Origin of the sequence: Klebsiella sp. WP4-W18-ESBL-05, assembly GCF_014169075.1 — a bacterium.
Classification (GTDB): Bacteria; Pseudomonadota; Gammaproteobacteria; order Enterobacterales; family Enterobacteriaceae; genus Kluyvera; species Kluyvera ascorbata_B.
Map to the genome: position 1 here is coordinate 1,564,010 of NZ_AP022057.1, position 22,982 is coordinate 1,586,991.

Sequence of the window (22,982 nt, forward strand, 5' to 3'; positions counted from 1 at the left end):
AAGCAAGTATAGTAAGGCGATAGCGGGGGCGTTTGCTACCCGTTTACCGGGACAAAAGGTAAACGGGAAGTCAAAGAAACGTCGTGGAATTAGCTCTTTGGATCAAACAGATCGGTCTTGAGCGTGTCGTAATCCACTTTTTGTAACTGGAAGTTAGTGATGTAGACCTTCCCGGCTTTTTGCGACGAAATAAAACGATACTTCGGCGCGATCTCTTTGGTTTGGATCCCGGTCCACTGCGTGAAGAAGCTCAGAAAATCATTGGCTGAACGTCGCGCTTTGATGAGCTTGTGCGCTTTATCATCGCTGGAAAGTACCATAAACGGCACCTGGAAGTTCTGCTGGTATTTATCGTCGTGGGCCAGGTACTGCACCGCTTTGCCGCGTTCTTTAAAGGCCAGACCGTGGTCAGAGAAATAAACCATCGAGAAGCTGTCCGTCGTGCGGCGCAGCTGATCGTAGAGCTGATTCAGCAGGCTGTCGGTTTGCGTCATGCTGTGAAGGTAGCATGAGGTCTCCTTTGACTGTACGAACTGCGCGTACTTGCCCTGGGTGCGGTCACAGGCCTGCGGATGGGAGCCCATAATATGCAGCACAATCAGCTGCGGCTGACTGCGCGGAGTGGAGAGTACCTGTTCGGTCATCTTCAGCAGATCTTCATCGCGGGTATTTTTATCCGCCTCAAAGTCACCGCTTTTCAGGAAGTGCACTTCATCGGCACGCTTGGCGATACTGGCGATCGCCGTATCGTACTCGCCAATCTGCCCTTGGTTCGAGAACCACCAGGTCTGGAAACCGGCACGGTTGGCGAGGGTGACGAAGTTATCCTGATACTGCGGCTTGCCGTCGACGACGCGGTTCAGCGTCAGGCCCAGCGACTTCTGCGTCGAACCGCTGGCTGCGACGTAGTTGGTAAACAGATAGCCGTTCACCGAGCTGGCGAACGGCGTGTTGTCCCAATGGCCGCCAAAGGCACCCAGCGCATCGCGGCGCGCGCTCTCGCCAATGACCACCACGTAGGTGTGATATTTCGGCTTCACCGCCAGCACGTTCCAGGTGTCTTTCATCCCAGACAGCTCGGCCATGCGGCGCTGTTCGTCAAGCACTTCGTTATTGTTGACGATAATGTCTTTCACGAAACGGAAGGCCGGATAGCCGCTGTCTTTTAGCTTGAAGACGCCGCCGTAGGCTTTGTTTTGTATCGGCTGCACAAAAAACACGCCAATACAGAAGATGAGGCACAGGGTGTCCATCAGGTGCCAGCGCGTTTTATCGATCGCTTTACGCCGTACGGCAATGACCCCAAGCGCAAAAATAAACACCGCGACCAGATAGCTGTACCACGGGAAGATGGTAAAAATTTCCGTCGACTCTTCTACGTTAGTGGCGTGCAGCGCCAGCAGGGTGTTGAAGTTCGGTGCACCGTAGGCCTGGCTGAACGGAAAGTAGAGCGCGGCGACGAGTGAATAAAGCCCCAGTATCACCTTTTGCACGTTGGGCGACGTGCGCCACAGGAGATGCAGCACGCCGGTAAACGCGACGGCATACAGTAGGCTGAAGGGATACCCCAGCGCCAGGTTTATCAGGATTGATTGTAAAAAGTACAATCCTGTCCACGGGCTAACGGCGAGCCCACGTGCAGCAAGGGTTTCTTTCAGGGTTAGATTCATAGATTACAACTATCAAAACGCCATGTGCGGCCCCTGGCGTCAAGGGGTCTTTATTGGCCAGACCATGCGCAAAGAGGGGACGCAAAGGACAGGGCTGCAAGAAGATAAAGCGAGCTTATTATTGGGTCAACTACTGATAACGAATTGTTTTGGGAGGGCGCTTACAAAACCAGAAAATAACCGGGGTTTTTGGGCGCAAACGGGTAGATTGCCAGCCAAATATGACAACGAGATGAAGCGGCGTTTCGCACGCCGCTTAGTGGGACGGTTTGTCCTGCTGCGGCTTGTTGTTAATCAGATCGCACAGCATACCGATCAACATTAACCGTACTTTAAAAGGAGAGTGGCTAAACACGCTGATACACCTCTTGAATTCGTTCATGGTTCCTCCTGCTTTCTGGCCCATCATTCCGTGATGAGTGTTTGCATTACATACAGATATAGCACAGGCTATATTTTATAGCTATGGCTAAAACGTTAAATTTTTGTGCTTGAGTCACAATCCATTACAATGGGCGCACTTTTGATGACGCGTTCCGGCGTCGCACAGATGAGGAAGCTTTATGGGCCGTCGCGCAGGTACGCCAATAACAAAAAAAGTGACGCAGCTGGTGAATGTTGAAGAGCACGTTGAGGGGTTTCGCCAGGTACGCGAAGCGCATCGCCGCGAACTGATTGACGATTACGTTGAGCTGATTTCCGATCTAATTCGCGAAGTGGGCGAGGCGCGACAGGTGGATATGGCAGCGCGTCTGGGCGTCTCGCAGCCCACGGTGGCGAAAATGCTGAAGCGTCTGGCGGGCGTAGGGCTGATTGAGCAGATCCCGTGGCGCGGCGTGTTTTTAACGCCAGAGGGCGAAAAACTGGCTCAGGAGAGCCGTGAGCGCCATCAGGTCGTGGAGACTTTCCTGCTGGCCCTCGGCGTTAGCGCCGATACCGCGCGCCGCGATGCGGAAGGTATTGAACATCATGTCAGCGAGGAAACGCTCGACATGTTCCGTCAGTTCACCCTGAAGCACGGGCAATTCGTGGAATGAACCTCCCTTTTCTTCGGTCGCTGGCGGGCGACCGTTTTCTGCACCTGCTGATTCTCGTCGGCGTCCTGCTGAGTTTTTTTGTTCCCTTCGCCCCCGCGCGCTGGCCGGCGGCCATCGACTGGCACACCATTATTACCCTCAGCGGGCTGATGCTGCTGACCAAAGGCGTAGAGCAAAGCGGCTATTTTGATGTCCTGGGGCGCAAAATGGCGCGCCGTTTTGCCACCGAGCGTCAGCTGGCGGTGTTTATGGTTCTGGCGGCGGCGCTGCTGTCGACCTTTCTGACCAATGACGTGGCGCTGTTTATCGTGGTGCCGTTGACCCTGACGCTAAAAAAATGGTGCGCGCTGCCGATTAACCGGCTGATTATTTTTGAGGCGCTGGCGGTGAACGCCGGTTCGCTGCTGACGCCGATTGGCAACCCGCAGAACATCCTGCTGTGGGGGCGATCGGGTCTCTCTTTCCCGGCCTTTACCCTGCAAATGCTGCCGCTGGCGGTGGCAATGTTAGCCACGCTGCTGGTGCTATGCTGGTGCTGTTTCCCGGCGAAAAAGCTGGCGTTTCAAAGCAGTGAACGCACGCCTGACTGGCAGCCGCTGTTGGTATGGAGCTGCCTGGCCTTCTACCTGATTTTTCTTGCCGCGCTGGAAATGAAGCAGGAACTGTGGGGGCTTATCGTCATCGCCGTGGGTTTCCTGCTGTTGGCTCGGCGAGTGGTGCTGAGCGTGGACTGGACGCTGCTGCTGGTGTTTATGGCGATGTTCATCGATGTTCATCTGCTGACCCAACTACCGGTGCTACAGCAGGCGTTTGGCGGGGCCAGCGCGCTTTCCGGCATGTCGCTGTGGCTGACGGCGATTGGCCTATCGCAGGTGATTAGCAACGTACCGTCGACTATTTTGCTGCTGAACTATGTGCCGCCATCGACGCTGCTGGCGTGGGCGGTCAACGTTGGTGGCTTCGGGCTGCTGCCCGGCTCGCTGGCAAACCTGATAGCGCTGCGTATGGCGGCAGACCGACGCATCTGGTGGCGTTTCCACCTGTACTCTATTCCGATGCTGCTGTGGGCGGCTGTGGTGGGGTACGGCCTGCTTTTGCTTTTCTAACGCAGGCCTGACAAGCGAAGCACCTTCAGGCATTGTACGGCACGCTGCCGGATGGCGGCGTTGCCTTATCCGGCCTGCCTATCTTCTCTTCCTGTGGGAAAATTCTCTTCGATCTCACATAAAACGATCTTCCCGGTTGCGTGTTTTTTCGGCTTTACGGTATATGACTAGTCATTAAATTTAAATGACTAGTCATATAGGAGCCGAACCATGAAACCATCACTGCCCGCCCATTTCCTGTGGGGGAACTCCGTTTCCAGTATGCAGACCGAAGGCGCCTGGAATGAGGGCGGAAAAGGGATGTCGGTATACGATATTCGCGAGCCAAAAGAGTTTGCTTCTGACTGGAAGGTGGCAACCGACGCCTACCACCGCTATGAAGAAGATTTCGATCTGATGAAAGATCTGGGCATGAACTGCTACCGTTTCCAGATTGCCTGGAGCCGCGTCTGTCCGAGCGGCGATGGTGAGTTCAATGAAGAGGGCATTGCCTTCTATGAGCGTTTCATCACCGGCCTTATCGAGCGCGGTATTGAGCCGATGATCTGCCTGTACCACTTCGATATGCCGCTGGCGCTGGCCGAAAAATACAACGGTTTTACCGATCGCCGCGTGATGGAAGCGTTTATCCGCTACGGCAAAAAGATGATCGATTGCTTCGGCGATCGGGTGACCTGGTGGCTGACCTTCAACGAGCAGAATCTTTACCATATGCCGGAAACGTTCCTGATCTCCGGCTATATGCGCGGTGACAAAACGCTGCGCGAGCTGTATGAAATCCAGCATCACGTGATGATGGCGCATGCGCACCTGACGCATTACCTGCACGACACCAAACCCGGCAAACTGATGGGGGGCATGCTGGCGCACGCCCAGGTATACCCGGCCACCTGCAAGCCGCGCGACGTATTCTGCGCGCAGCAGCTCGACGAATTCTTCAATCAGAATCTCCTGCGCGCCTTTGCCGGTGAAGGCTATAGCCCGGAAGTGCTGCACTTTGTTAAGCAAGCGGGGTTCAGCGACATCTATCGCGAGGACGATCTGGCGGTGCTGGCGACCATGAAGAACGACTATATGGCGTTCAGCTACTACGCCAGCCGCACGCTGGACAGCGATCCGATCCCGGAAGGTACGCCGGTCAATAACTACATGCTGTTTGGCGACAAGCCGAACCCGCACCTGAAGGCCACCGAGTGGAACTGGCAGATAGATCCGCTCGGTTTTCGCAGTATTATTACCCGCTATTACAATGACTGGCGCCTGCCGGTGTTTCCGATTGAGAACGGCATTGGGGTGATTGAGCAGTGGGACGGCGAAAATCCGATCGCCGATGATTATCGTATCGCCTATCATCGCGACCATATCAACGCCATGAAAGCGGCGATTTTTGAGGATGGCGCCCAGGTTATTGGCTATCTGGGCTGGGGGCTGATTGATATTCTTAGCTCGCAGGGCGATATGCGTAAGCGCTACGGCGTGGTCTACGTCAATCGCGAAAACCACGATTTAAAAGACCTTAAGCGCGTGCCGAAGAAAAGCTACGACTGGCTGAAGCGGGCGATTCATAGCAACGGCGAAGAGATGTAATCACAGGAGCGGGGCATGGCAGCGAAGTACATCGCGATAGCGCGGGAAATTAAAAAACGGATCATCAGTCGGCAGTACGCTGCCGCCGATCCCTTACCTGACCAGTTTGCGCTGGCGGCGGAGTTTGGCACCAGCCGCATGACCATTCAGCAGGCGATGCGCCAGCTGATCGTGGAAGGGCTGGTCTACACCCGTCAGGGGCAGGGGACGTTTATCCGCAAAAATTTCCTCCAGCTTTCTCAGTGGGATATTCACGGCAGCGACTACGCCGGAGCGACCGAAACCTGGGGCCATCTGGGTAAAGTTGAAAGCCAGGTAATCCGCTTTGAGCTGCGTTTTCCTACCGATAAAGAGCAGGCTTCGCTGCTGATTAACGCCGATGCGCCGGTGTACGATTTTGTGCGCCTGCGCTTGCTTAACGGAGAACCGCTGTCGCTGGACACCACGGTGATGCCGGTGTCGCTGGTGCCGGGGCTGAGCAAGGCGCATCTGGAAAGCTCGGTGTTTCGCTACGTGCAGGACAACCTGGGGCTGAAGATGATGGGGTCTTATCGCGTGGTGCGCGCGCTGAAGCCGAGCGAGCTTGACCAGCAGCATCTTCACTGCGAAGCCAGCGATCCGATTCTGGAAGTTGAGCAGGTGATCTACCTGGATGACGGGACGCCGCTGGAGTATGCGCACTGCCACTATCGTTACGATCACGGCGGGATTGTAATTGTGAATAACGGATAAAAAAATGGCGGGTTTATCTCCCGCCATTTTATCTTTGCGTTTATCCGGCCTACGGACATGTAGGCCGTCACCGGGCAATCCGGATGGATTAGTTCAGACGAACCGGCATACCGGAACGGTTTTTCACTGCCTGGTCAACGATGCTCTGGTCAACGTCGGACTGGCTGGTTACTGCCTGTACGGCTTTGGTCAGCGTCACAGGTACCGTTTCACCGCCTTCGAACTGTGCTTCGGTGGTGGACAGCGGGTTGTGAACTTCGATGTAGCGGCTGCCATCGGGTTCGGTCGTGGCTTTCACCGGCTCATCAATAAACTCTACGCGAGTGCCAACCGGCACGTTTTCGAACAGGAATTTGATGTCTTCGTTACGCAGACGCACACAGCCGTGGCTTACGCGCAGGCCGATACCGAAGTTGGCATTGGTACCGTGAATCGCATACAGACGGCCGATGTACAGCGCGTACAGGCCCATCGGGTTATCCGGACCGGCCGGAACCACTGCCGGCAGCGGGTTGCCTGCCGCAGCATATTCTGCGTGCATTTTCGCCGTCGGGGTCCAGGTCGGGCCCGCTTTCTTACGTTCAACCTTGGTTGTCCAGTTGATCGGGGTATCTTTACCCAACTGGCCGATACCGATTGGCAGCACGATCACGGTGTTGGTGCCTTTCGGATAGTAGTACAGACGCATTTCCGCGCTGTTAATGACGATACCTTCATGCACGGTATCCGGCAGGATCAGCTGCTGAGGAATATTCAGCACGCTGCCGCCTTTCGGCAGGTAGGTATCCACGCCCGGGTTAGCTTCCAGCATGTTGGACAGACCCATCTGGTACTGGGCGGCGAAGTACTCCAGCGGCTGCTTGTTGTCCTCAGGGATCGTGATGACCTGATTCTGACCGACAATACGGCTGCCATCGGTCGGCAGCGGGTATGTTACCGCTGAAGCCGAATTGCAGAAACCTACGACAGCGAGCGCCGCAGCGAAAAGCGTTGTTAATTTCATGTTCATGTTGTGCGAGGTATCAGTGCCATTACGGCGGTTGTTTGGGAATTCAGACTGTTGGTAGGAGCGCATTATATGTGCATTCGCCGTCACAGGGAATTCGGATGTGTACGAAATCACATTTTTTTCACTTACCTTACAGTTTAGCCTTCTCGCGAAGGCGGGCGCTTTTTATTCGTAACTGTGGCATAATAGGGAGTTTGTCACATTCTTCAGGATACTCCCGTGTTAGTTACCAGCAACCTCACCATGCAGTTTGGCAGTAAGCCGCTGTTCGAAAATATCTCCGTCAAATTTGGCGGCGGCAACCGTTACGGCCTGATTGGCGCCAACGGGAGCGGCAAATCTACCTTTATGAAAATTCTCGGCGGCGACTTAGAGCCGACGCTGGGCAACGTGTCCCTCGATCCGAACGAGCGCATCGGTAAGCTGCGTCAGGATCAGTTCGCCTTTGAAGAGTTCACCGTGCTCGATACCGTGATCATGGGCCATGGCGAACTGTGGGAAGTGAAACAAGAGCGCGACCGCATCTACGGCCTGGCGGAAATGAGCGAAGAAGACGGCTATAAAGTGGCCGATCTCGAAGTACTCTACGGTGAAATGGACGGCTACTCTGCGGAATCACGCGCGGGCGAACTGCTGCTGGGCGTGGGGATCCCGCTGGAGCAGCACTACGGTCCGATGAGCGAAGTGGCGCCCGGCTGGAAGCTGCGTGTGCTGTTGGCGCAGGCGCTGTTCTCTAACCCGGATATTCTGTTGCTCGACGAACCAACGAACAACCTGGACATCGACACCATTCGCTGGCTGGAGCAGACGCTGAACGAGCGTGACAGCACCATGATCATCATTTCGCACGACCGTCACTTCCTGAACATGGTCTGCACCCACATGGCGGATATGGATTACGGCGAACTGCGCGTTTACCCGGGCAACTACGACGAATACATGACGGCGGCAACCCAGGCGCGTGAACGTCTGCTGGCCGACAACGCCAAGAAGAAAGCGCAGATTGCCGATCTGCAGTCCTTCGTCAGCCGCTTTAGCGCTAACGCATCAAAATCGCGTCAGGCAACCTCCCGCGCGCGTCAGATTGATAAAATCAAGCTGGAAGAAGTCAAAGCCTCCAGCCGTCAGAACCCGTTCATCCGCTTTGAACAGGATAAGAAACTGTTCCGTAACGCGCTGGAAGTGGAAGGTCTCACCAAAGGCTTTGAAGACGGCCCGCTGTTCAAAAACTTCAACCTGCTGCTGGAAGTGGGCGAGAAGATTGCCATTCTGGGCGCCAACGGCGTGGGTAAATCCACCCTGCTGAAGACGCTGGTTGGCGACATGCAGCCGGATAGCGGCACCGTGAAATGGTCCGAGAACGCGAGCATTGGCTACTACGCGCAGGATCACGAGTACGAGTTCGAAAACGATCTGACCGTCTTTGAGTGGATGAGCCAGTGGAAGCAGGAAGGCGACGATGAGCAAGTGGTTCGCAGCTTCCTGGGGCGTCTGCTGTTCAGCCAGGACGACATCAAGAAGCCGGCGAAGGTCCTGTCCGGTGGTGAAAAAGGCCGTATGCTGTTCGGCAAACTGATGATGCAGAAACCCAATATTCTGGTGATGGATGAACCGACTAACCACCTGGATATGGAATCGATTGAATCACTGAACATGGCGCTGGAAATGTATCAGGGCACGCTGATTTTCGTTTCTCACGACCGTGAGTTCGTCAGTTCCCTGGCGACCCGCGTGATCGAGATTACGCCGGAGCGCGTGGTCGACTTCACCGGCAACTACGAAGATTACCTGCGCAGCAAAGGTATCGACGGTTAATGCCAGATCGCTTCCCGATGGCGCTCGCGTCATCGGGAATTGTTACCACATCATTTATCACAAACAATTCATCAACAACGTTCCGAAACCCCCGCCACACCATAATTCCTGCACAATTTTATGAAGAAATGGCTCCTGCACATTCATTGATGGCGGAAGAGACGATGCAAGAATTCATGCTCTACACCAGCACGGACGACAGAACCCTTTATCGTTACCTGATACGGCAGCGCGGCCCCGTTTTCTACATAACAATGAGTCGGATGGAAAACGACGTTGAAGCGGAACAGCTTGGTACCCGGGTAGTCAGCAACATCACCCGCCAGGACGCGATTGAAGAGTGTCTGGCGCACTGTCGACGACGAAGCCATACTGAGGTCTGGAGACGGCGAAAAGCGTTGCTGGCCGGGGTGCGAAACTGGCTAGTGTGCAGCGTGGCGATGCTGACTTTTATTCGTCTGGCCATTGTCAAAAGTTAACCCTACCGCTCAACCTTTGAACGGGGCCGATGCTGATGATCATTATGCTGCTGGTGGTCAATGTCGTTTTGTACGGTGTGCTGATTGGTTTTTTGATTGCAGCGGCGTGAGAGACGCAAAAAAATGCCATGAGCGGTTACACTCATGGCGTGCTTTGTTACCAATGGAAAAAAATCAGCGGTTTATCCACTCTGTCGCGGCGACGCCGTTAATCAGTAGCTGACGTTTTTCATTGGCAGGCAGCGTCACCTTCAGCGCCTTCCACGCCGGACGATAATCGCCGCGCGCGTTGACCTTCAGGTCAATGGTACTGCCGGTGCAGACCATTTCCCATTCCAGCCACAGCGCGTTGCCCTGCTGGTATCCCCACGACTCACCGTCATCTTCAAACAGCAGGCCAGACGTGCTGCCCATGCCTTTCAGCGGGTACAGCTTGAGCTCGCGCTGCGTATCCTCGGCGGCGTTCACAAAGGTAATGCGCTCGCTCATTGGGATACCGGCACCGGCGCGAACCAGCAGCGGCAGTTTTTCCAGCGGTGCGTCGAGGGTGATCCACTGGCCGCCGCTGAACCAGGCACCGGTGTAGAAATCATACCAGCCTGCCTCGTTGTCCGGCAGCCAGACGCGGCGCTCGCGTTCACCGGCTTCCACTACGCTGGCCACCAAAATGTCGCGGCCGAGCAGGAAGTCGTCACACTCTTCAAAGGTCTGCGCGTCGTGCTCGTGGTCGAGGAACGTCGGGCGCAGCATCGGTTCATCGTCGGCGTGCGCCTGCCACATCAGGGTGTAGAAATACGGCAGCAGACGATAGCGCAGCTCAATGGCGCTGCGAATCGCCGGGGTGACGGCTGGGTACATCCACGGCTCGTTAACCGTATGGTCATCGTTCCATGAGTGGATGGTGAAACGCGGATGCATCACGCCGTTCTGCACCCAGCGTACAAACAGCTCCGGGTCCGGTTTATCGCCGGAGAAACCGCCGACATCGTGGCCAAGGTTGTACAGCCCGGACAGGCTCATGCCCAGCCCCATACGGGTGTTGTAGCGCAGGGTGTCCCAGTTGGTGCGGTTATCGCCGCTCCAGGTCTGCACGTAGCGCTGCATCCCGGCGCAGCCGGAACGGGAGATCAGATACGGGCGCTTGTTCGGCGCAAAGCGCTGTTGGGCTTCCATTGAAGCGCGAATCATCAGCAGCGGCATCACCGGGCGAATATGTTTAATGGCAATCTCTTTGCCAAAGCCGTGGCAGCGCGCTTCGCCGTCCCAGACTTCAAACTCGTTGTTATCGTTCCAGGTCGAATCTATACCCATCTCCAGCAGCTGGCTGGTCACGCCGTTCTGCCACCAGGCCACGGTCTGCGGGTTGGTGAAGTCGAGATGTGAACCTTCATCGTCCCAGAAGCTGGAGCGCTCCGGGCCGTCGCTTTCGGAATCGCGAATAAACAGCGCCTGTTCCGCCACCTCGTCGTAGCGCGGGTGATCCTGCAACAGGCACGGCTTAATGTTCGCCGCCAGATGCAGACCGGCATCGTGGAACGCCTGGCTCATCACCTTCGGCTGCGGCACTTTGTCGTCGTTCCAGTTGAACACATAGCGCTTGCCGTTAATCGAGGTGTAGCCGGAAGAGAGCTGGAACGAGTCGCACGGAATGGCATGCTCATCGCACAGGCGAATAAAGTTCATCAGCTGGTTTTGCGCATCCGGCGCGTCGGTGTAATGCATGGTGGAACCGCTGTAGCCGAGGCTCCATTTTGGTCCGAACAGCGTTTTACCGGTCAGGCGAACGAAGGCTTTGGTCACGTCGAGCACGCGCTCGCCGGTAAACAGGTAGTAATCGATATCCCCGGCCTCTGCCTGCCAGCGGCGGTAGGCGGTGTGATAGTTATCAATTTCGTTACCGAGATCCAGCCAGCAGCTGCTGAGGTTGTCGTAAAACAGCCCGAAACTCACGTCGTCGCGGCGGGTGATGGTAAACGGAATATGTTTGTACAGCGGGTCGGTGCTGACCGCGTTGTAGCCCATCGCGTCGAGGTTGCGCATTTCGTAGCGCTTGCCGCCACGCTGTAAATCTCCGGCTTTATCGCCGAGGCCATAAAAACGTTCGTCTTTGCGGCGGCTCTGATAGTGCGCCACGCCGTCGCCGTGGGCGTTCACCAGATAGGCGCTGGTGGGACGGTCGTTGACCAGCGGCTGCCACTCGCCCTCGGCGTTGCGGTAATGCCATTCAATCCATAGCGGCTGGTGGACGGTAGCACGTAAGGATTCGGTCGCCACCGTTACGGTGTCGTCCTGCTGGCTCAGCGTCCAGGTCGGCAGGGTAAAGCCGCTGAGATCCTCACGGTCACGCCCTTCCCACGGCACATCCTGCGATGGGGCGATACTCCAGGTGCGATCCAGCGCCAGCTCGCCTTTGCGTTTTAACAGTACGCGGAACAGATTCTCTTCCAGCACGTACAGGCACAGGGTGTGCTGGCCGTCGACCCGCAGTTCGACGTGATGGGTTGACTGTTTTTGCAGGGTCCAGTTTTTCAGCGTTTTCATGTCTACATCCACTCTCAGGCGCGTTTTGCGCGACGTTCAGCAATAAAAGAAACCAGGAAGATGGCGCCAATCAGGTCAAAGAAACCCATGGCGATAAACAGCGGGTTGAAGCCGATTTTGTCGGCGGTCACCCCGATAATCAGGGAAAAGATGAAGCTCGCGATCCACGCGGCGGAGCCACGCATACCGTTCACGGTGGCCATCTGGCCTTTATCGAAAGACTCCACCACCAGCGCGCTCAGCATGCAGGAGATAATCTGGTGGCCGAAACCGCCAATCGACATCAGCACCACGGCGACGATAGGATCTTTAGTGAGCGCGACCACGGCGAGCGAGACCATCAGGAACGCGCCGGTCACGGAGCTTGCCACGGTGGAGTTAACGCGTGAGAAGCCAAACAGACGCACATACAGGCGGGTTAAGTAACCGCTGGCGACGCTACCGAGATCGGCGGCGAGGAAAGGCAGCCAGGCGAACAGGGCGATCTGCTTGAGATCCATGTTGTACTGCTTGGCGAAGTAGAGCGGCATCCAGAAGCTGAATACGGCCCAGGCCGGTTCCGCCATAAAGGCCGGGATCGCGATGCCGTAGAAGCGTTTGTTTTTGCCGACGGTTTTCAGCGCGGTAAGGAACGGCAGCTTGACCGGCGGCGCTTCGTTATCCTGGCGGATATAGTCCAGCTCGGCCTTGCCCAGGTTCGGGTGTTTGTCCGGGTTATGGTAAAACGCCCACCACAGCACGACCCAGGCAAGTGCCAGCAGACCGGTAAACATAAATGCGCCCTGCCAGCCGAAGGAGGCGTGGGCAAAGTAGATGATCGGCGGCGCCAGCATTGCGCCGATAGAAAAGCCTACGCCCGCCCATCCTGCCGCTACCGGGCGCTCGGATTTCGGGAACCACTCGCCAATCGTTTTGGCGTTTGCCGGGGTCGCCGCTGCTTCCGCGCCGCCCATAAAGAAGCGCAGCAGCGCCAGATGTATCCAGTTACCGGCCCCCGCATGCAGCAGACAGGCCAGCGCCCACAGGCTGGCGCAAATCATAAAGCCCAGCTTGAGGCCAATCACATCAATCAGCCAGCCGCACAGCGGCTGGAACAGGGTGTAGGCGATCTGGAAGGCACCGACGATCCAGGAATACTGCTCGGTGGTGATGCCGAGGCTGTCTTTCAACTCTGGCGCGAGGATCCCCAGCGAGTTACGAGTGATGTAGTTGACGGTAACGCCGAGTAAAAAAAGCACCAGCATCCACCAGCGCAGGTTTTTGACGACGCGGCGGGTTTTACTGGTGGCCATTTCATTATTGATACCCTGACTCATAGGGATCTCCACAGGATGATGTAGGGAACGGTGCGGCAACTATGTGGGAAGCTGTTACACCACTTTTTTAAGGTTTTGATCGTTATTGCTTTTGTTGTTTTTGACTTCCACCGTTCTTGTATGGAAGTTGTTCTACCAATTCACCTTAAGAGACAAAAAAATCCGGGGAAAGCGGGTTTTGTGCACGTTTTTTCATAACAGGCTGATATACATTGCACATACGTATTTCAGCCCATGCGGCATCAGGATTTTCAGTCATGAAAATTCTTTCATTTGCGAATTAGAGGCGGATCACAAAATGGAAAAGAAGCTGAAAATTGCCGAAATCGCCGCGCGAACGGGGCTGTCGGCCAGTACCGTGTCGCGGGTGCTGGCCGGTAAAGCCAACACCAGCGCCCGCGCCCGTGAGCAGGTGCTGGCCTGCGCACGGGATCTGGGGGTAATGGACGGGATGGCGGCAGGCAGAATGCTGCTAAATAGCCTGATTGTGTTCGCGCCGCCGCGTGCGTTTGACGAGCGGTCCGACATCTTTTACTACCGTGTGATCCAGAGCATCAGCAAGGCGCTGTCGCCGCATGAGGTTCGCCTGCGTTACTGTCCGCTGGATGAGAACGATAGCGATCCGGCGCTGTTTCTTTCGCGCATGAACGAACCGGAAACGCAGGCGGCGATCCTGCTTGGTATCGACTCCCCGCATATTCACGATCTGGCCGCCGATCTCGCCAAGCCCTGCGTGCTGATCAACTGTCGCGACGAACGTATGTGCTTGCCCGCCGTCGCCCCGGATCACCGGATGATCGGCGCTTTTGCCGCCCGATACCTGTTCGAGATGGGCCACCGTGAGGTCATGAACGTGATGTGCCTGCGCCGCTACACCATGGAGCAGCGGCTGGCGGGGATTAAAGAGTCGTGGCGGGCGCATAATCTGACGTTTCAGCATGAGCGCGACCTGCTGAATATCAGCAGCTTCAGCGCCAAAGGCGCCGAGGAAAAGGTGGGGGCGTGGCTGGATGCCCGGGGTAACCGTCCGCTACCGACGGCGTTTCTGGTCGGCGGCGATTTTATGGCGGCGGGGACCATCAACGCGCTGCGCCAGCGCGGACTGCGGGTGCCGCAGGATGTTTCGGTCATGAGCATTGACGGTTTTAACCTGGCGGCGATTGAAGATGTCCCGCTGACGGCGGTGCATGTGCCGCGCGATGAGCTGGGCGTTGAAGCGGTGCAGATGCTTCAGCAGCGGCTGATTCGCCCGGACGCGCCGATGGGCTCGTTACTGCTGCACGGCCGTCTGGCGGTGCGCGAGTCGGTACGGCGGGTGCGCCCCGGTAAAGGACACACCGCTGTAGAACGGGAAGGGTTGTACGACAATCAGACGTCGATGCCGAGCGCGCGTTTACCGTAAACATTGAGATCGGCGAGGGTAAAGCGTCCCTGCCACCCGGCCTCGTAGTCTTCGCGCGGGAAGTCGCCCGGCGAGGCACCACGCTCCAGCGCTGCCTTCACCTTGTGGGCGTAGGCGAGGTTTTTCGCGCACATCGGTGCTGCCGGAATATACATCACGTTACCCCAGCCTTGCTGGTTGTCGACCGGTGCCACCGAGTGAATCACGTCGCAGTGCCACCATACTGAATCCCCGGCCTCAATGGCGGGAATGGCGGTCAGCGCGCTGATTAACAGCGGGTGCCACTTCTCCGAGATTGGCAGTACTTTCCCCGGCGCAACGCCGCACAGTTCATCTTCCGGAACGTCATCAAGCAGCGGGCGCAGTAGCACATAAGCCATCGCTTCGGGAATCGGCACCACGTGCAGCAGACCCTGGTCAGGAATCATATCCGACAGCGCCGTCCAGCCCTGGAAGGTGCGGAACACCGAGCATTTGGTGGTGTTATCAACGGTATACTCTTCTACATCGGTACGGTACGCCGCGTTCCACGGATCGTACTGCTCGACGTTGCCGTTAAACACGTTAGCAAACACCTGCTGATAGGCTGGCAGCAGCCAGCGCTCCAGCGCGCCGGAGTCGGTGTGCGCGCCCAAACCTTTCGACGTGGTGCCCGGCGGGCGGCGTCGAATACGGTCCGGGTAGATAACGCTGATATCCGGGTTAAACCACTGCTTACCCTCGCTTTCTACCTGCCACAGGCGGTTAAGGAACGACTGTGCCAGCGCCATCTCTTCGCTCTGGCGCGCCTGCATTTGCGCCTGTGACCAGTAGATCGGGTAGATTTCCGGGCGTGAAGCATCGAGCGAGCCGAAGAAGGTGTCACCAGGCCCTTTGTAGACGTCGTCAAAACGGTTGAGGTCGAGATAGTCGAGCATCGAACGATCCCAGGCCAGCGCCCGTTCGCGCGGGAAATGACCTTTGATCACCGCACAGCCGCGGCGTTTCACCTCGGCGCGCGTGGCTTCGCTGATTTTCCCGGCCGCCAGCGTCTCAAAGGGGATTATTGGCCACACCGGCTGTCCCTGCGCCTTCAATGCGTTAATTTCCGCTACCCGGGCCTCAATTGTGGCACTCAGGCGGTCGAAGACGGCCTGCACGTCGCCAATCTGCGCGCGCAGCGTCTGCTTCATCTGACGAATGGCCGACGTGGGATCGGCAGGGAGCGTTTCGTGGGTAAAGGTAACCGTCATATCAACCTCGCAATCTTTCGTTCGAAAGCAAAATGAATTACAGGTGATACTTTAAGTTAAAAATAAGTTAATGCAAGTTTAAATTTTAGAGGGTGTGACCGGGCGAGTCGGCCGGATAAGGCGAAGCCGCCATCCGGCACTGTGCACGATGGTGCCTGATGGCGGCTTCGCCTTATCAGGCCTACAAAGGGAGAAAATCAGAAGGGGGCATTGCCGTCCAGCACGGCCTGGATCACGTTCAGCGCGCCGTCGTGGTTATTGTCATCGGTACGATAGCCAGCAATCGCTTTTATGCTGTCGACGGCGTTATCCATCGCAAAGGCATATTTTACCAGCTTGAGCATTTCCGCATCGTTACCGCTGTCGCCGATGGCCACGCATTGCTGCGGGGAGCACTGCCAGCGCTTCAGCAGGCGGCTGATGCCGTTGGCTTTATGCAGCCCCGGAATAATCAGATCGACGAAGCCAAAGCCGCTGGTAACCGGCTTCATAATACCGTCGAGAGAGACGTGCAGCTTATCGACCAGCTCGGGAATATCGCTGTCCGGTAGATTGAGCGAGAACTTAAAAATTTTGTCGTCAACGGCGTGGAAGTCGGCCACGCGCTGGAGGCGATAGTAGTGTTTTGACATGAGCTCAACCAGCGCTTGCGGCGCACGGTCGCTGATATAGGCGCTTTCCAGGCCGCAGGCGACAAAGTGCATCTGCGGGTCTTTTAACAGTTCGCCAAGCACCGCCTGGTACTCATGACGCGTCAGTTCGCCGTGGAAAAGCTGCTGCCCGTGCTCGTATACCAGCGCGCCGTTTTCGGCGACATAGGAGATGCAGTCGCGAATTTCCGGGAAAAAGGTAATTAATTGATAGTACTGGTTGCCGCTGGCGACAACGAATTCAATGCCACGCTGTTGAAGCTGTTCAAACTGCGCCAGAAACCGCGAACGGTCGTAGGTCTTGGCGTCATTAAGAAAAGTTCCGTCCATATCAGTGACGATAACTTTAACGGTCATGCGGGATGCTCCTGGGGTAACTTCGGCCAGAAACAATTTAATTACAATGTGAGCTAAAGCACAAATTTATTTCATTTGAAAGTGGGGATGGTGCGCGGTGAACTCTGAATCCTGAACCCGTCCATCTCCCTGAAAGGGAATTTCCTAGCGGTATACGGCGTCGATGGCGCTCAGCTCCTGATAACACTTCAACCATCTTATTATTCTGATTGGAGTTAAACATTGGTCTAAGGTTACCTCTTATTTCAAGAGAGACGACGTGTCTGGTGATCCATGAGACGAGTCTAGATGATATTCGCTGCGCCACTTGTCGAGATTGTCCTGCACATTTTCCAGTGACAGGAACCAGTGAATGTTCAGGCATGCATCTTGCCAACTGCTGTTACATGACTCAATAAATGACGGCTTTCCGTGGAGTGAGAAGTCCATCGTGACACCGTGCTCATGCCCCCTTTTATCCAGACTTTTTGAGATAAACTTGCCGCCGTTACCCGTCTGGATATGTACCGGCAGACGCTTATCCAGCGCCTGGGCTCCGGTCTCTTAGTTAAAAGAAAGCCTCCATTTGTATCCCAAAGCTCCATTCACCGCCGGCGGTGAAATCTTTCTGGCCTAAGGTGTCGTGCTTGCTGTAGTTATCCAGCGCTTTATCCCAGTCCATCCAGGTGGCAAAAAGGCGTATCTCAGGACGACTGAAGAACGGCGAAATATTATCGGCGCGGAAGGTTGGCGCAAACGTCAGCTTGTAAAAATTGCCGCGAACCTTCTGGTAGTCCTGATAACCATTGGGATCCAGATCCATATACTGCCAGGTGGCTTCATACGCCAGTACGAAGTTGGTGGTGAGGTTCTGCATCAACCGCCCATTAAGTGTCAGCCAGCGATAGTCATCGTTTTTGACGTAACGGTTGCGGCTGGATTGCGCCAGGATTGAGGGCGCAAAGTCCCAGTCAGGCGCCAGATTTACGATGCCATAGCTGGCGAAACGCGCAGTGGTCGCCTCGGCAAGCAACGCCGGATCCGTACCGATATTCTTGACCTCCGCGCCCAGCCCATGTCCCACGGAAAGTGCGCTTCTGGATTCCCCGGCGGCGAGGCCGTAAAAGCTGTCTGTCTTATAACCTAGCAGCCCCATATAGCCTCTGCTGGCCGCATTGAAGACCTTAATGCCATTCAGCGTTTCGCGGTCGTTGTTATCTTTTGCCTCCATACCGCTGAGAAGTATCTGGACCGGGCCAATGTAGTTGTTGGCGGTCAGAATATAGTTCTGGACGTCGTTATTGATGACGTCTACGTCGCCGAAACTACGGCCAATAAAGGAGAAGTTACTCCGCGCATTGTCGCTCCAGCGAATGTCATAAATGCCGCCGCCGGTACCATTGAGTGCCATGATTTTCGAGTCCAGCCAGGGAATTTCGTAGTTATCGCGGTCAACGCGTTTCCCGGCCCAGAGCGTGGTGTCTTTAAACGCGCCGGTAAAGCTCGGCAGCGAGGCGATCTCCGCAAACGCCTGGCTCACGTTGAGCGTGCTGGACTCGGCGGTCCAGTCGTTATAGCTCTTTTGCTGGTCCGCAATCATGGTCATAAAGCGCGTGGTGGCACCGTTATCCAGACGCTGTTTTTTCTCCAGGTAGACTTCAACATAGGTGTCTGGCTCATTGCCCAGGCGTCCGACGGCCCCGCCGGTCTGTCCCGCGGGGGTCAGGTATGGCCCCCCCTGCGCATGGCGGGCGTTTTGCGAGGTCATCAACCCGGAACGGGCATAGCCGTGCAGCTCAAAATAGCCGTTATCGTCCGGCGTATTTTTCTCAATTTTTTGGGTTCGTTGATCGAGATCTTTGGCTATTTTTTGCGTTTTCTCCATGTCCTGAATATTCTGCCGCAGCTGCTGGCGTAGCTGGACATTTTCTTGTTCGGCGGCCGCAGCGCGAAATTCTGACTGCTGTAAACGGTGTTCCAGTTGATTCAGGCGTTCTTCAACTGATAATTGTTGAGAGGATATGGCATAGGGAATAGTGAGGACATTAACGAGCGCAAGGCTAATTAATTTAGCTGAAAAGAGTTTCATATTATTCTCGTGGTTGCTATCGAATACAAAAGTAAAAAGAAACCCTGCGTAATTGAAATTACGCAACAGCGGGGTCGATATTAAAAAGCCCTAGCGGGCCTGGCTGACATTTATATATCCATGCCTTTTATTGTCAGCGGCCCGATAAGGTTACATCGGATGATTAATCCAGGTGGTATACCTCTTCCATCTCAACCCAGAGAGAATCTTCCGGTTCACCTTCCAGCGACTGTTGGCAAGGAGACGTTTCCTGCCACCATTCCTGTGTTTTAAGGTGTGCCGCCATTTTGGCCTGATCGGCCTGATAGTCATCTCCGGTATATTCCAGATAGCTAAACAGAAAACCGTTTTTATGATAAATAGAGAAATTCTGTAAATTGCAGACCTTAATCATCTCATTCACTTCAGGCCAAGGGTTGGCATGCAACTTTTTATAATAATCGAGCTTTTCGGGACGCACGCGAACGACGCATCCGAAACGACGTAGTTTTCCCATCATGGCTTCCTTATTTAAGTACGCCAGCGCGCTGTAATATACTTTTTATCTCGCTTTTGCACTCCTCGGTAAGCGGTGAAGCAGGTGGCAAAGAGAACACGGGGATATCGAGGCCAATAAGCTGCAATGCATATTTAACGACATTGTAGAAAGGTAAGTCCAGATTATAGAGTGGGGGGATCCACGACAGTGATTGCTGTAATTCTACCGCTGTCGCAAAATCCTTTTTCTTCCAGGACGCGAGGATCCCGCAGGTAAGCTCCGGGGCAAAGTTAGCGCTGGCAGGAATACAACCGTCCCCCCCCAGAATCAAGGTTCCCAGCAGGTATTCATCGTAGCCGGCAAAAACCGCAAAATCAGGCCGCACGCTTTTGATGGCATGGATAGTTTCACGGATGTGCGAGAGCGTGTCGACCGTGTCCTTCAGGCCCACGATGGTAGGGCAACTTAGTGCCAGCTCACGGATGACATCTACCGGGATCGGTTGCCCGGTCAGCGCCGGAAAGTTATAGAGCATTATCGGCAGCTCAAGCGCGCGGGCAATCGCTTTGTAGTGATTAATGAGGTTCTGTTCGCTGAGCGGGTTGTACCACGGATTGACCACCACAACCCCCGTTGCGCCACAGTGCTGGGCATGCAGACCGGCATTAATCGTTGCCTGGGTGCCGCAGCAGGCGATGCCGATAAGGACCGGTTTGCGTCCGGCAACATGCTGAATGCAAAACTCGGTGACTTCGCGGCGTTGATTTTCCGACATATGGGCAAATTCGCCAGCGCTGCCGAGGAAGAAAAGGCCATCGACAGGTGTTGTCAGCAGATGGTCAATTAAGACACTCTGCGCCTGGCTGTCGAATTCACCGTCGGCGTTAAATAGGGTCGGTACCGGGGGAATGACACCGCTAAAATAGGCTTGGGTCATCATTTTTCTCCTGAAAAAAGTTCAGCCATGAAATGCCTGAAGATAAAGAGCAGCAATATCTGCCAGTGAAGACGGGCGCGGGTTGCCCGAGGTGCAGACATCATCGAATGCAGCCTGAGAGAGCGCGGCGATATTTTCTTTTTTCATCCCGGCTTCGCGCAGCGATGTCGGGATGCCCACGATCAGATTTAGCCGTCGTACGGCATTGACGGCAGCCAGACGAACGTCTTCAAGGGGAAGTGAATCGGCATTTTTTACCCCCATCGCGCGAGCGATATCGCGGTACTTTTCACCGCTAAATTCAGCGTTCCAGGCCATTACCCATGGGAGCAGAATGGCGTTTGCGACACCGTGAGGCATGTTGTAAAACGCGCCTAAGGGGTGCGCCATGCCGTGAACCAGTCCCAGCCCGACGTTTGAAAAGCCCATGCCGGCGATATATTGCGCCAGCGCCATCTGCTCGACGCAGTCTGGATCCCCGGTAACGGAACCCGGCAGCGCCTGCGCGATAAGCTCGATGGCCTTCAGGTGCAGCGCATCGGTCAGCGCCCAGGCACCGAGCGTGATGTACCCTTCAATGGCGTGGGTCAGCGCATCAATACCGGTAGACGCTTTCAGGCCCGCGGGCATGGCGTCCATTAAATCGGCATCCACAATCGCCACCTGCGGAATATCATGCGGATCGATACAGACGAATTTTCGCTGATTTTCATTATCGGTGATGACGTAATTAATGGTGACCTCGGCCGCCGTGCCTGCCGTTGTGGGGATGGCAATAATCGGTACGCAAGGGTGTGTTGTCGGAGAGAGGCCTTCCAGACTGCGCACGTCGGCAAACTCAGGGTTAGCGATAATAATCCCAATCGCTTTGCAGGTATCCTGCGGTGAGCCGCCGCCAATGGCGATCAGATAATCCGCGCCGCTTTCTTGAAACGCCTTAACGCCAGCGGTAACGGCCTCGATGGGGGGATTAGGTACCACGTCATCATAAAGCGCCCATGCTTTACCGGCCTCGTTCAGCAGGTCGGTAATTTTGCGGATGATGCCGGACTTGACCAGTCCCTTATCCGATACCAATAGCGCTTTATTAAATCCCCGACGCGAAATTTCCGCAATTAACTGGTTACGGCTGCCACGGCCAAACCAGGCGGTTTCATTTAATATCATTCGGTGTGACATATTATCTTTCCTTAAATCAGGTGTAAGCGAACCCGTCGCACTCAAGAGTGAGTGCGGTTGTTGCTAGTCAGTTTTATTTATTTTACCGATTTAATCGGTAGCACGAAGAATGAGGATGCAAATACAAAAATAATGGCTGCAATAAAGAGTGATGAATAATTATTATCGAATGCCGACAGTAGCCAGGCGGATAAAATAGGGCTGAATGATTGCGGTAATACGGTGGCAATGGTCAGAATGCCCATATCTTTTCCCGCCTGTTTGCCGCCGCCGGGCAATACCTGGGTCATTAGCGCCATGTCGATGGACGTGTAGGCGCCGTAACCCAGACCAAGGATCGCAGCATAGATATACATGCCGGTAAGCGTCGGCATTATCAGCGGTAACATCAGACCCGCGGCCATCAGCACGCTGGAGGCGAAGACAAAAATTTTACGCCGCTGCCATCTGTCGGAGAGAACGCCAGAAATCAGGCCAGAGAACAATAATGTGACCAGCGTTATCACCGAAATGGTGCCGATGGCGTAGTTAGATTCCTGAACGCTCAGGCCGATATAGTCCTGCAGGATATACAGCTGATAGGTGACAACGCCCTGATACCCGAGGTACATGGTGAAGCGGCCAAAAAACGCCCAGCCAAAATCAGGGTACTCGCGCGGGCTGACCCAGAAGCTTTTGAAAAACGTTCCCCACTGGAAAGGTTCTGTGGGCAACGTGCGGGCCGACGGCTCCCGGTTGATCAGCACAAAGGCAAGGCAGCAGGCCGCAATAGCAAGGCCAAACACCAGGTAGCCGAGCTGCAGATTCCAGGCCAGATACCCGGCAAGGATGATGCCAACGGTACCGCCAGCGGTTGAGCCCGCGCCCACGAACCCGGACGCAATCCCCCGGTTTTCCGGCCGGAAGCGATCGGCGACAACCGTGGCAAGCGGCCCGTTCATACAGTTCAGCAATACGGCGGCCATTAGCCAGAACGCGGCAATGCCGGCAACCGTGGTGGCCATTGAAATACCAAAAATCGCCAGCCCGCCGAGCAGCGCGCCGCCCACAATCCACGGTGAGCGTCGCCCCCAGGTGGAGCGACAGCGGTCGGATAACGCACCCGCAATCGGCTGGGCAAGGATGGTAAAGAGCAGGGCTGTCGTCATGACGATCGCCAGGTTGTTGGCCTTATTGGCCGGATCGATTTGCGCAATATGGTTCGGCAGCAGCACCGAAATAACCCCACAGTAGAGCGCGAGCAGGACAAAGAAGTTGGTAAATAATGATACCAGTAAAATTCGTTTTTTCGTTCCGGTGACCGTTAATGTGTTTTCAACAGTATTTTTATTGTATTTGTTACTAGCATCCAGTGGCGCTATTGCGTTGCTATTATCAGACATGCTTA

At 55.3% G+C, this 22,982-nt stretch carries 20 protein-coding genes; 7 read left to right on the forward strand and 13 right to left on the reverse strand.

Features of this window, described 5'->3' with window-relative positions:
- Nucleotides 1-89 precede the first annotated feature (89 nt).
- Together H7R58_RS07555 and mntS are read right to left on the reverse strand one after the other, a co-directional pair.
- Nucleotides 90-1,670 (reverse strand): phosphoethanolamine transferase, encoded by a 1,581-nt coding sequence (locus H7R58_RS07555; protein WP_182929244.1) that lies wholly within the window; start codon nucleotides 1,668-1,670, stop codon nucleotides 90-92.
- Between the two features lie 256 nt (nucleotides 1,671-1,926).
- Nucleotides 1,927-2,052 (reverse strand): manganase accumulation protein MntS, encoded by a 126-nt coding sequence (mntS, locus tag H7R58_RS07560; protein ID WP_106924559.1) that lies wholly within the window; start codon nucleotides 2,050-2,052, stop codon nucleotides 1,927-1,929.
- Nucleotides 2,053-2,233: 181 nt separating this feature from the next.
- Between mntS and mntR the strand changes: the two genes are divergently transcribed.
- The 4 genes from mntR (at nucleotide 2,234) to H7R58_RS07580 (ending at nucleotide 6,132) form a co-directional block, all read left to right on the forward strand.
- The gene (gene mntR, locus H7R58_RS07565; RefSeq protein ID WP_106924558.1) at nucleotides 2,234-2,707 is read left to right on the forward strand and encodes a manganese-binding transcriptional regulator MntR; all 474 of its coding nucleotides are present in this window, start codon (nucleotides 2,234-2,236) and stop codon (nucleotides 2,705-2,707) included.
- Nucleotides 2,704-3,813, forward strand: a complete 1,110-nt coding sequence (locus H7R58_RS07570) for an anion transporter (protein ID WP_106924557.1) — start codon at nucleotides 2,704-2,706, stop codon at nucleotides 3,811-3,813. Before mntR ends, H7R58_RS07570 begins: the two co-directional genes overlap by 4 nt.
- A gap of 210 nt (nucleotides 3,814-4,023) precedes the next feature.
- Nucleotides 4,024-5,400, forward strand: coding sequence for a glycoside hydrolase family 1 protein (locus tag H7R58_RS07575; protein WP_106924556.1), 1,377 nt, complete (start codon nucleotides 4,024-4,026; stop codon nucleotides 5,398-5,400).
- Between the two features lie 15 nt (nucleotides 5,401-5,415).
- On the forward strand, nucleotides 5,416-6,132 hold the full coding sequence (locus H7R58_RS07580; protein WP_106924555.1) for a GntR family transcriptional regulator: 717 nt from the start codon (nucleotides 5,416-5,418) through the stop codon (nucleotides 6,130-6,132).
- An 88-nt stretch (nucleotides 6,133-6,220) separates the two neighbouring features.
- Here H7R58_RS07580 and ldtB read toward each other — a convergent pair whose 3' ends face one another.
- Nucleotides 6,221-7,141 (reverse strand): L,D-transpeptidase, encoded by a 921-nt coding sequence (gene ldtB, locus H7R58_RS07585; RefSeq protein WP_146145694.1) that lies wholly within the window; start codon nucleotides 7,139-7,141, stop codon nucleotides 6,221-6,223.
- Between the two features lie 219 nt (nucleotides 7,142-7,360).
- Between ldtB and H7R58_RS07590 the strand changes: the two genes are divergently transcribed.
- Together H7R58_RS07590 and H7R58_RS07595 are read left to right on the forward strand one after the other, a co-directional pair.
- A complete protein-coding gene (locus H7R58_RS07590; RefSeq protein ID WP_182934688.1) occupies nucleotides 7,361-8,956 on the forward strand; it encodes an ABC-F family ATPase in 1,596 nt (531 codons plus the stop codon).
- A gap of 164 nt (nucleotides 8,957-9,120) precedes the next feature.
- Nucleotides 9,121-9,435 carry a hypothetical protein gene (locus tag H7R58_RS07595; protein WP_146145688.1) on the forward strand — a complete coding sequence of 105 codons (315 nt, stop codon included), beginning with the start codon at nucleotides 9,121-9,123 and terminating at the stop codon, nucleotides 9,433-9,435.
- 174 nt (nucleotides 9,436-9,609) lie between these two features.
- On the opposite strand, the gene H7R58_RS07600 is transcribed toward H7R58_RS07595, so the two are convergent.
- Together H7R58_RS07600 and H7R58_RS07605 are read right to left on the reverse strand one after the other, a co-directional pair.
- Complete coding sequence (locus H7R58_RS07600; RefSeq protein WP_182929243.1) at nucleotides 9,610-11,976, reverse strand: glycoside hydrolase family 31 protein; 2,367 nt, start codon at nucleotides 11,974-11,976, stop codon at nucleotides 9,610-9,612.
- 14 nt (nucleotides 11,977-11,990) lie between these two features.
- Nucleotides 11,991-13,292, reverse strand: a complete 1,302-nt coding sequence (locus H7R58_RS07605) for an MFS transporter (protein WP_106924551.1) — start codon at nucleotides 13,290-13,292, stop codon at nucleotides 11,991-11,993.
- Nucleotides 13,293-13,590: 298 nt separating this feature from the next.
- Between H7R58_RS07605 and H7R58_RS07610 the strand changes: the two genes are divergently transcribed.
- Nucleotides 13,591-14,694: a LacI family DNA-binding transcriptional regulator gene (locus H7R58_RS07610; RefSeq protein ID WP_182929242.1), complete on the forward strand. Its 1,104-nt coding sequence runs from the start codon at nucleotides 13,591-13,593 to the stop codon at nucleotides 14,692-14,694.
- Here H7R58_RS07610 and H7R58_RS07615 read toward each other — a convergent pair.
- From H7R58_RS07615 to H7R58_RS07650, 8 genes are all read right to left on the reverse strand, one after another.
- Nucleotides 14,661-15,926, reverse strand: a complete 1,266-nt coding sequence (locus tag H7R58_RS07615) for a DUF1479 domain-containing protein (RefSeq protein ID WP_182929241.1) — start codon at nucleotides 15,924-15,926, stop codon at nucleotides 14,661-14,663. The genes H7R58_RS07610 and H7R58_RS07615 overlap by 34 nt on opposite strands.
- Nucleotides 15,927-16,123: 197 nt before the next feature.
- Nucleotides 16,124-16,933 carry a Cof-type HAD-IIB family hydrolase gene (locus tag H7R58_RS07620; RefSeq protein ID WP_106924548.1) on the reverse strand — a complete coding sequence of 270 codons (810 nt, stop codon included), beginning with the start codon at nucleotides 16,931-16,933 and terminating at the stop codon, nucleotides 16,124-16,126.
- Between the two features lie 240 nt (nucleotides 16,934-17,173).
- The gene (locus H7R58_RS25600) at nucleotides 17,174-17,362 is read right to left on the reverse strand and encodes an integrase core domain-containing protein (RefSeq protein WP_182929240.1); all 189 of its coding nucleotides are present in this window, start codon (nucleotides 17,360-17,362) and stop codon (nucleotides 17,174-17,176) included.
- Between the two features lie 118 nt (nucleotides 17,363-17,480).
- A complete protein-coding gene (locus tag H7R58_RS07630) occupies nucleotides 17,481-19,001 on the reverse strand; it encodes a carbohydrate porin (protein WP_182929239.1) in 1,521 nt (506 codons plus the stop codon).
- A 163-nt stretch (nucleotides 19,002-19,164) separates the two neighbouring features.
- A complete protein-coding gene (locus H7R58_RS07635) occupies nucleotides 19,165-19,500 on the reverse strand; it encodes an L-rhamnose mutarotase (protein WP_197974842.1) in 336 nt (111 codons plus the stop codon).
- 7 nt (nucleotides 19,501-19,507) lie between these two features.
- Complete coding sequence (locus tag H7R58_RS07640; protein WP_320108695.1) at nucleotides 19,508-20,419, reverse strand: dihydrodipicolinate synthase family protein; 912 nt, start codon at nucleotides 20,417-20,419, stop codon at nucleotides 19,508-19,510.
- An 18-nt stretch (nucleotides 20,420-20,437) separates the two neighbouring features.
- Nucleotides 20,438-21,595, reverse strand: a complete 1,158-nt coding sequence (gene fucO, locus H7R58_RS07645; protein ID WP_106924543.1) for a lactaldehyde reductase — start codon at nucleotides 21,593-21,595, stop codon at nucleotides 20,438-20,440.
- A 77-nt stretch (nucleotides 21,596-21,672) separates the two neighbouring features.
- Complete coding sequence (locus tag H7R58_RS07650) at nucleotides 21,673-22,977, reverse strand: MFS transporter (RefSeq protein ID WP_182934689.1); 1,305 nt, start codon at nucleotides 22,975-22,977, stop codon at nucleotides 21,673-21,675.
- Nucleotides 22,978-22,982: the final 5 nt, after the last annotated feature.

Coding starts and splice junctions, on each gene's coding strand:
- H7R58_RS07635 (WP_197974842.1), bottom strand. CDS start 19,500: ATGATGGGAAAACTACGTCGTTTCGGATGCGTCGTTCGCGTGCGTCCC.
- H7R58_RS07615 (WP_182929241.1), bottom strand. CDS start 15,926: ATGACGGTTACCTTTACCCACGAAACGCTCCCTGCCGATCCCACGTCG.
- H7R58_RS07580 (WP_106924555.1), top strand. CDS start 5,416: ATGGCAGCGAAGTACATCGCGATAGCGCGGGAAATTAAAAAACGGATC.
- H7R58_RS07555 (WP_182929244.1), bottom strand. CDS start 1,670: ATGAATCTAACCCTGAAAGAAACCCTTGCTGCACGTGGGCTCGCCGTT.
- H7R58_RS07620 (WP_106924548.1), bottom strand. CDS start 16,933: ATGACCGTTAAAGTTATCGTCACTGATATGGACGGAACTTTTCTTAAT.
- H7R58_RS07605 (WP_106924551.1), bottom strand. CDS start 13,292: ATGAGTCAGGGTATCAATAATGAAATGGCCACCAGTAAAACCCGCCGC.
- mntR (WP_106924558.1), top strand. CDS start 2,234: ATGGGCCGTCGCGCAGGTACGCCAATAACAAAAAAAGTGACGCAGCTG.
- ldtB (WP_146145694.1), bottom strand. CDS start 7,141: ATGAACATGAAATTAACAACGCTTTTCGCTGCGGCGCTCGCTGTCGTA.
- H7R58_RS07650 (WP_182934689.1), bottom strand. CDS start 22,977: ATGTCTGATAATAGCAACGCAATAGCGCCACTGGATGCTAGTAACAAA.
- H7R58_RS07640 (WP_320108695.1), bottom strand. CDS start 20,419: ATGATGACCCAAGCCTATTTTAGCGGTGTCATTCCCCCGGTACCGACC.
- H7R58_RS07570 (WP_106924557.1), top strand. CDS start 2,704: ATGAACCTCCCTTTTCTTCGGTCGCTGGCGGGCGACCGTTTTCTGCAC.
- H7R58_RS07630 (WP_182929239.1), bottom strand. CDS start 19,001: ATGAAACTCTTTTCAGCTAAATTAATTAGCCTTGCGCTCGTTAATGTC.
- H7R58_RS25600 (WP_182929240.1), bottom strand. CDS start 17,362: ATGGACTTCTCACTCCACGGAAAGCCGTCATTTATTGAGTCATGTAAC.
- mntS (WP_106924559.1), bottom strand. CDS start 2,052: ATGAACGAATTCAAGAGGTGTATCAGCGTGTTTAGCCACTCTCCTTTT.
- H7R58_RS07595 (WP_146145688.1), top strand. CDS start 9,121: ATGCAAGAATTCATGCTCTACACCAGCACGGACGACAGAACCCTTTAT.
- fucO (WP_106924543.1), bottom strand. CDS start 21,595: ATGTCACACCGAATGATATTAAATGAAACCGCCTGGTTTGGCCGTGGC.
- H7R58_RS07610 (WP_182929242.1), top strand. CDS start 13,591: ATGGAAAAGAAGCTGAAAATTGCCGAAATCGCCGCGCGAACGGGGCTG.
- H7R58_RS07575 (WP_106924556.1), top strand. CDS start 4,024: ATGAAACCATCACTGCCCGCCCATTTCCTGTGGGGGAACTCCGTTTCC.
- H7R58_RS07600 (WP_182929243.1), bottom strand. CDS start 11,976: ATGAAAACGCTGAAAAACTGGACCCTGCAAAAACAGTCAACCCATCAC.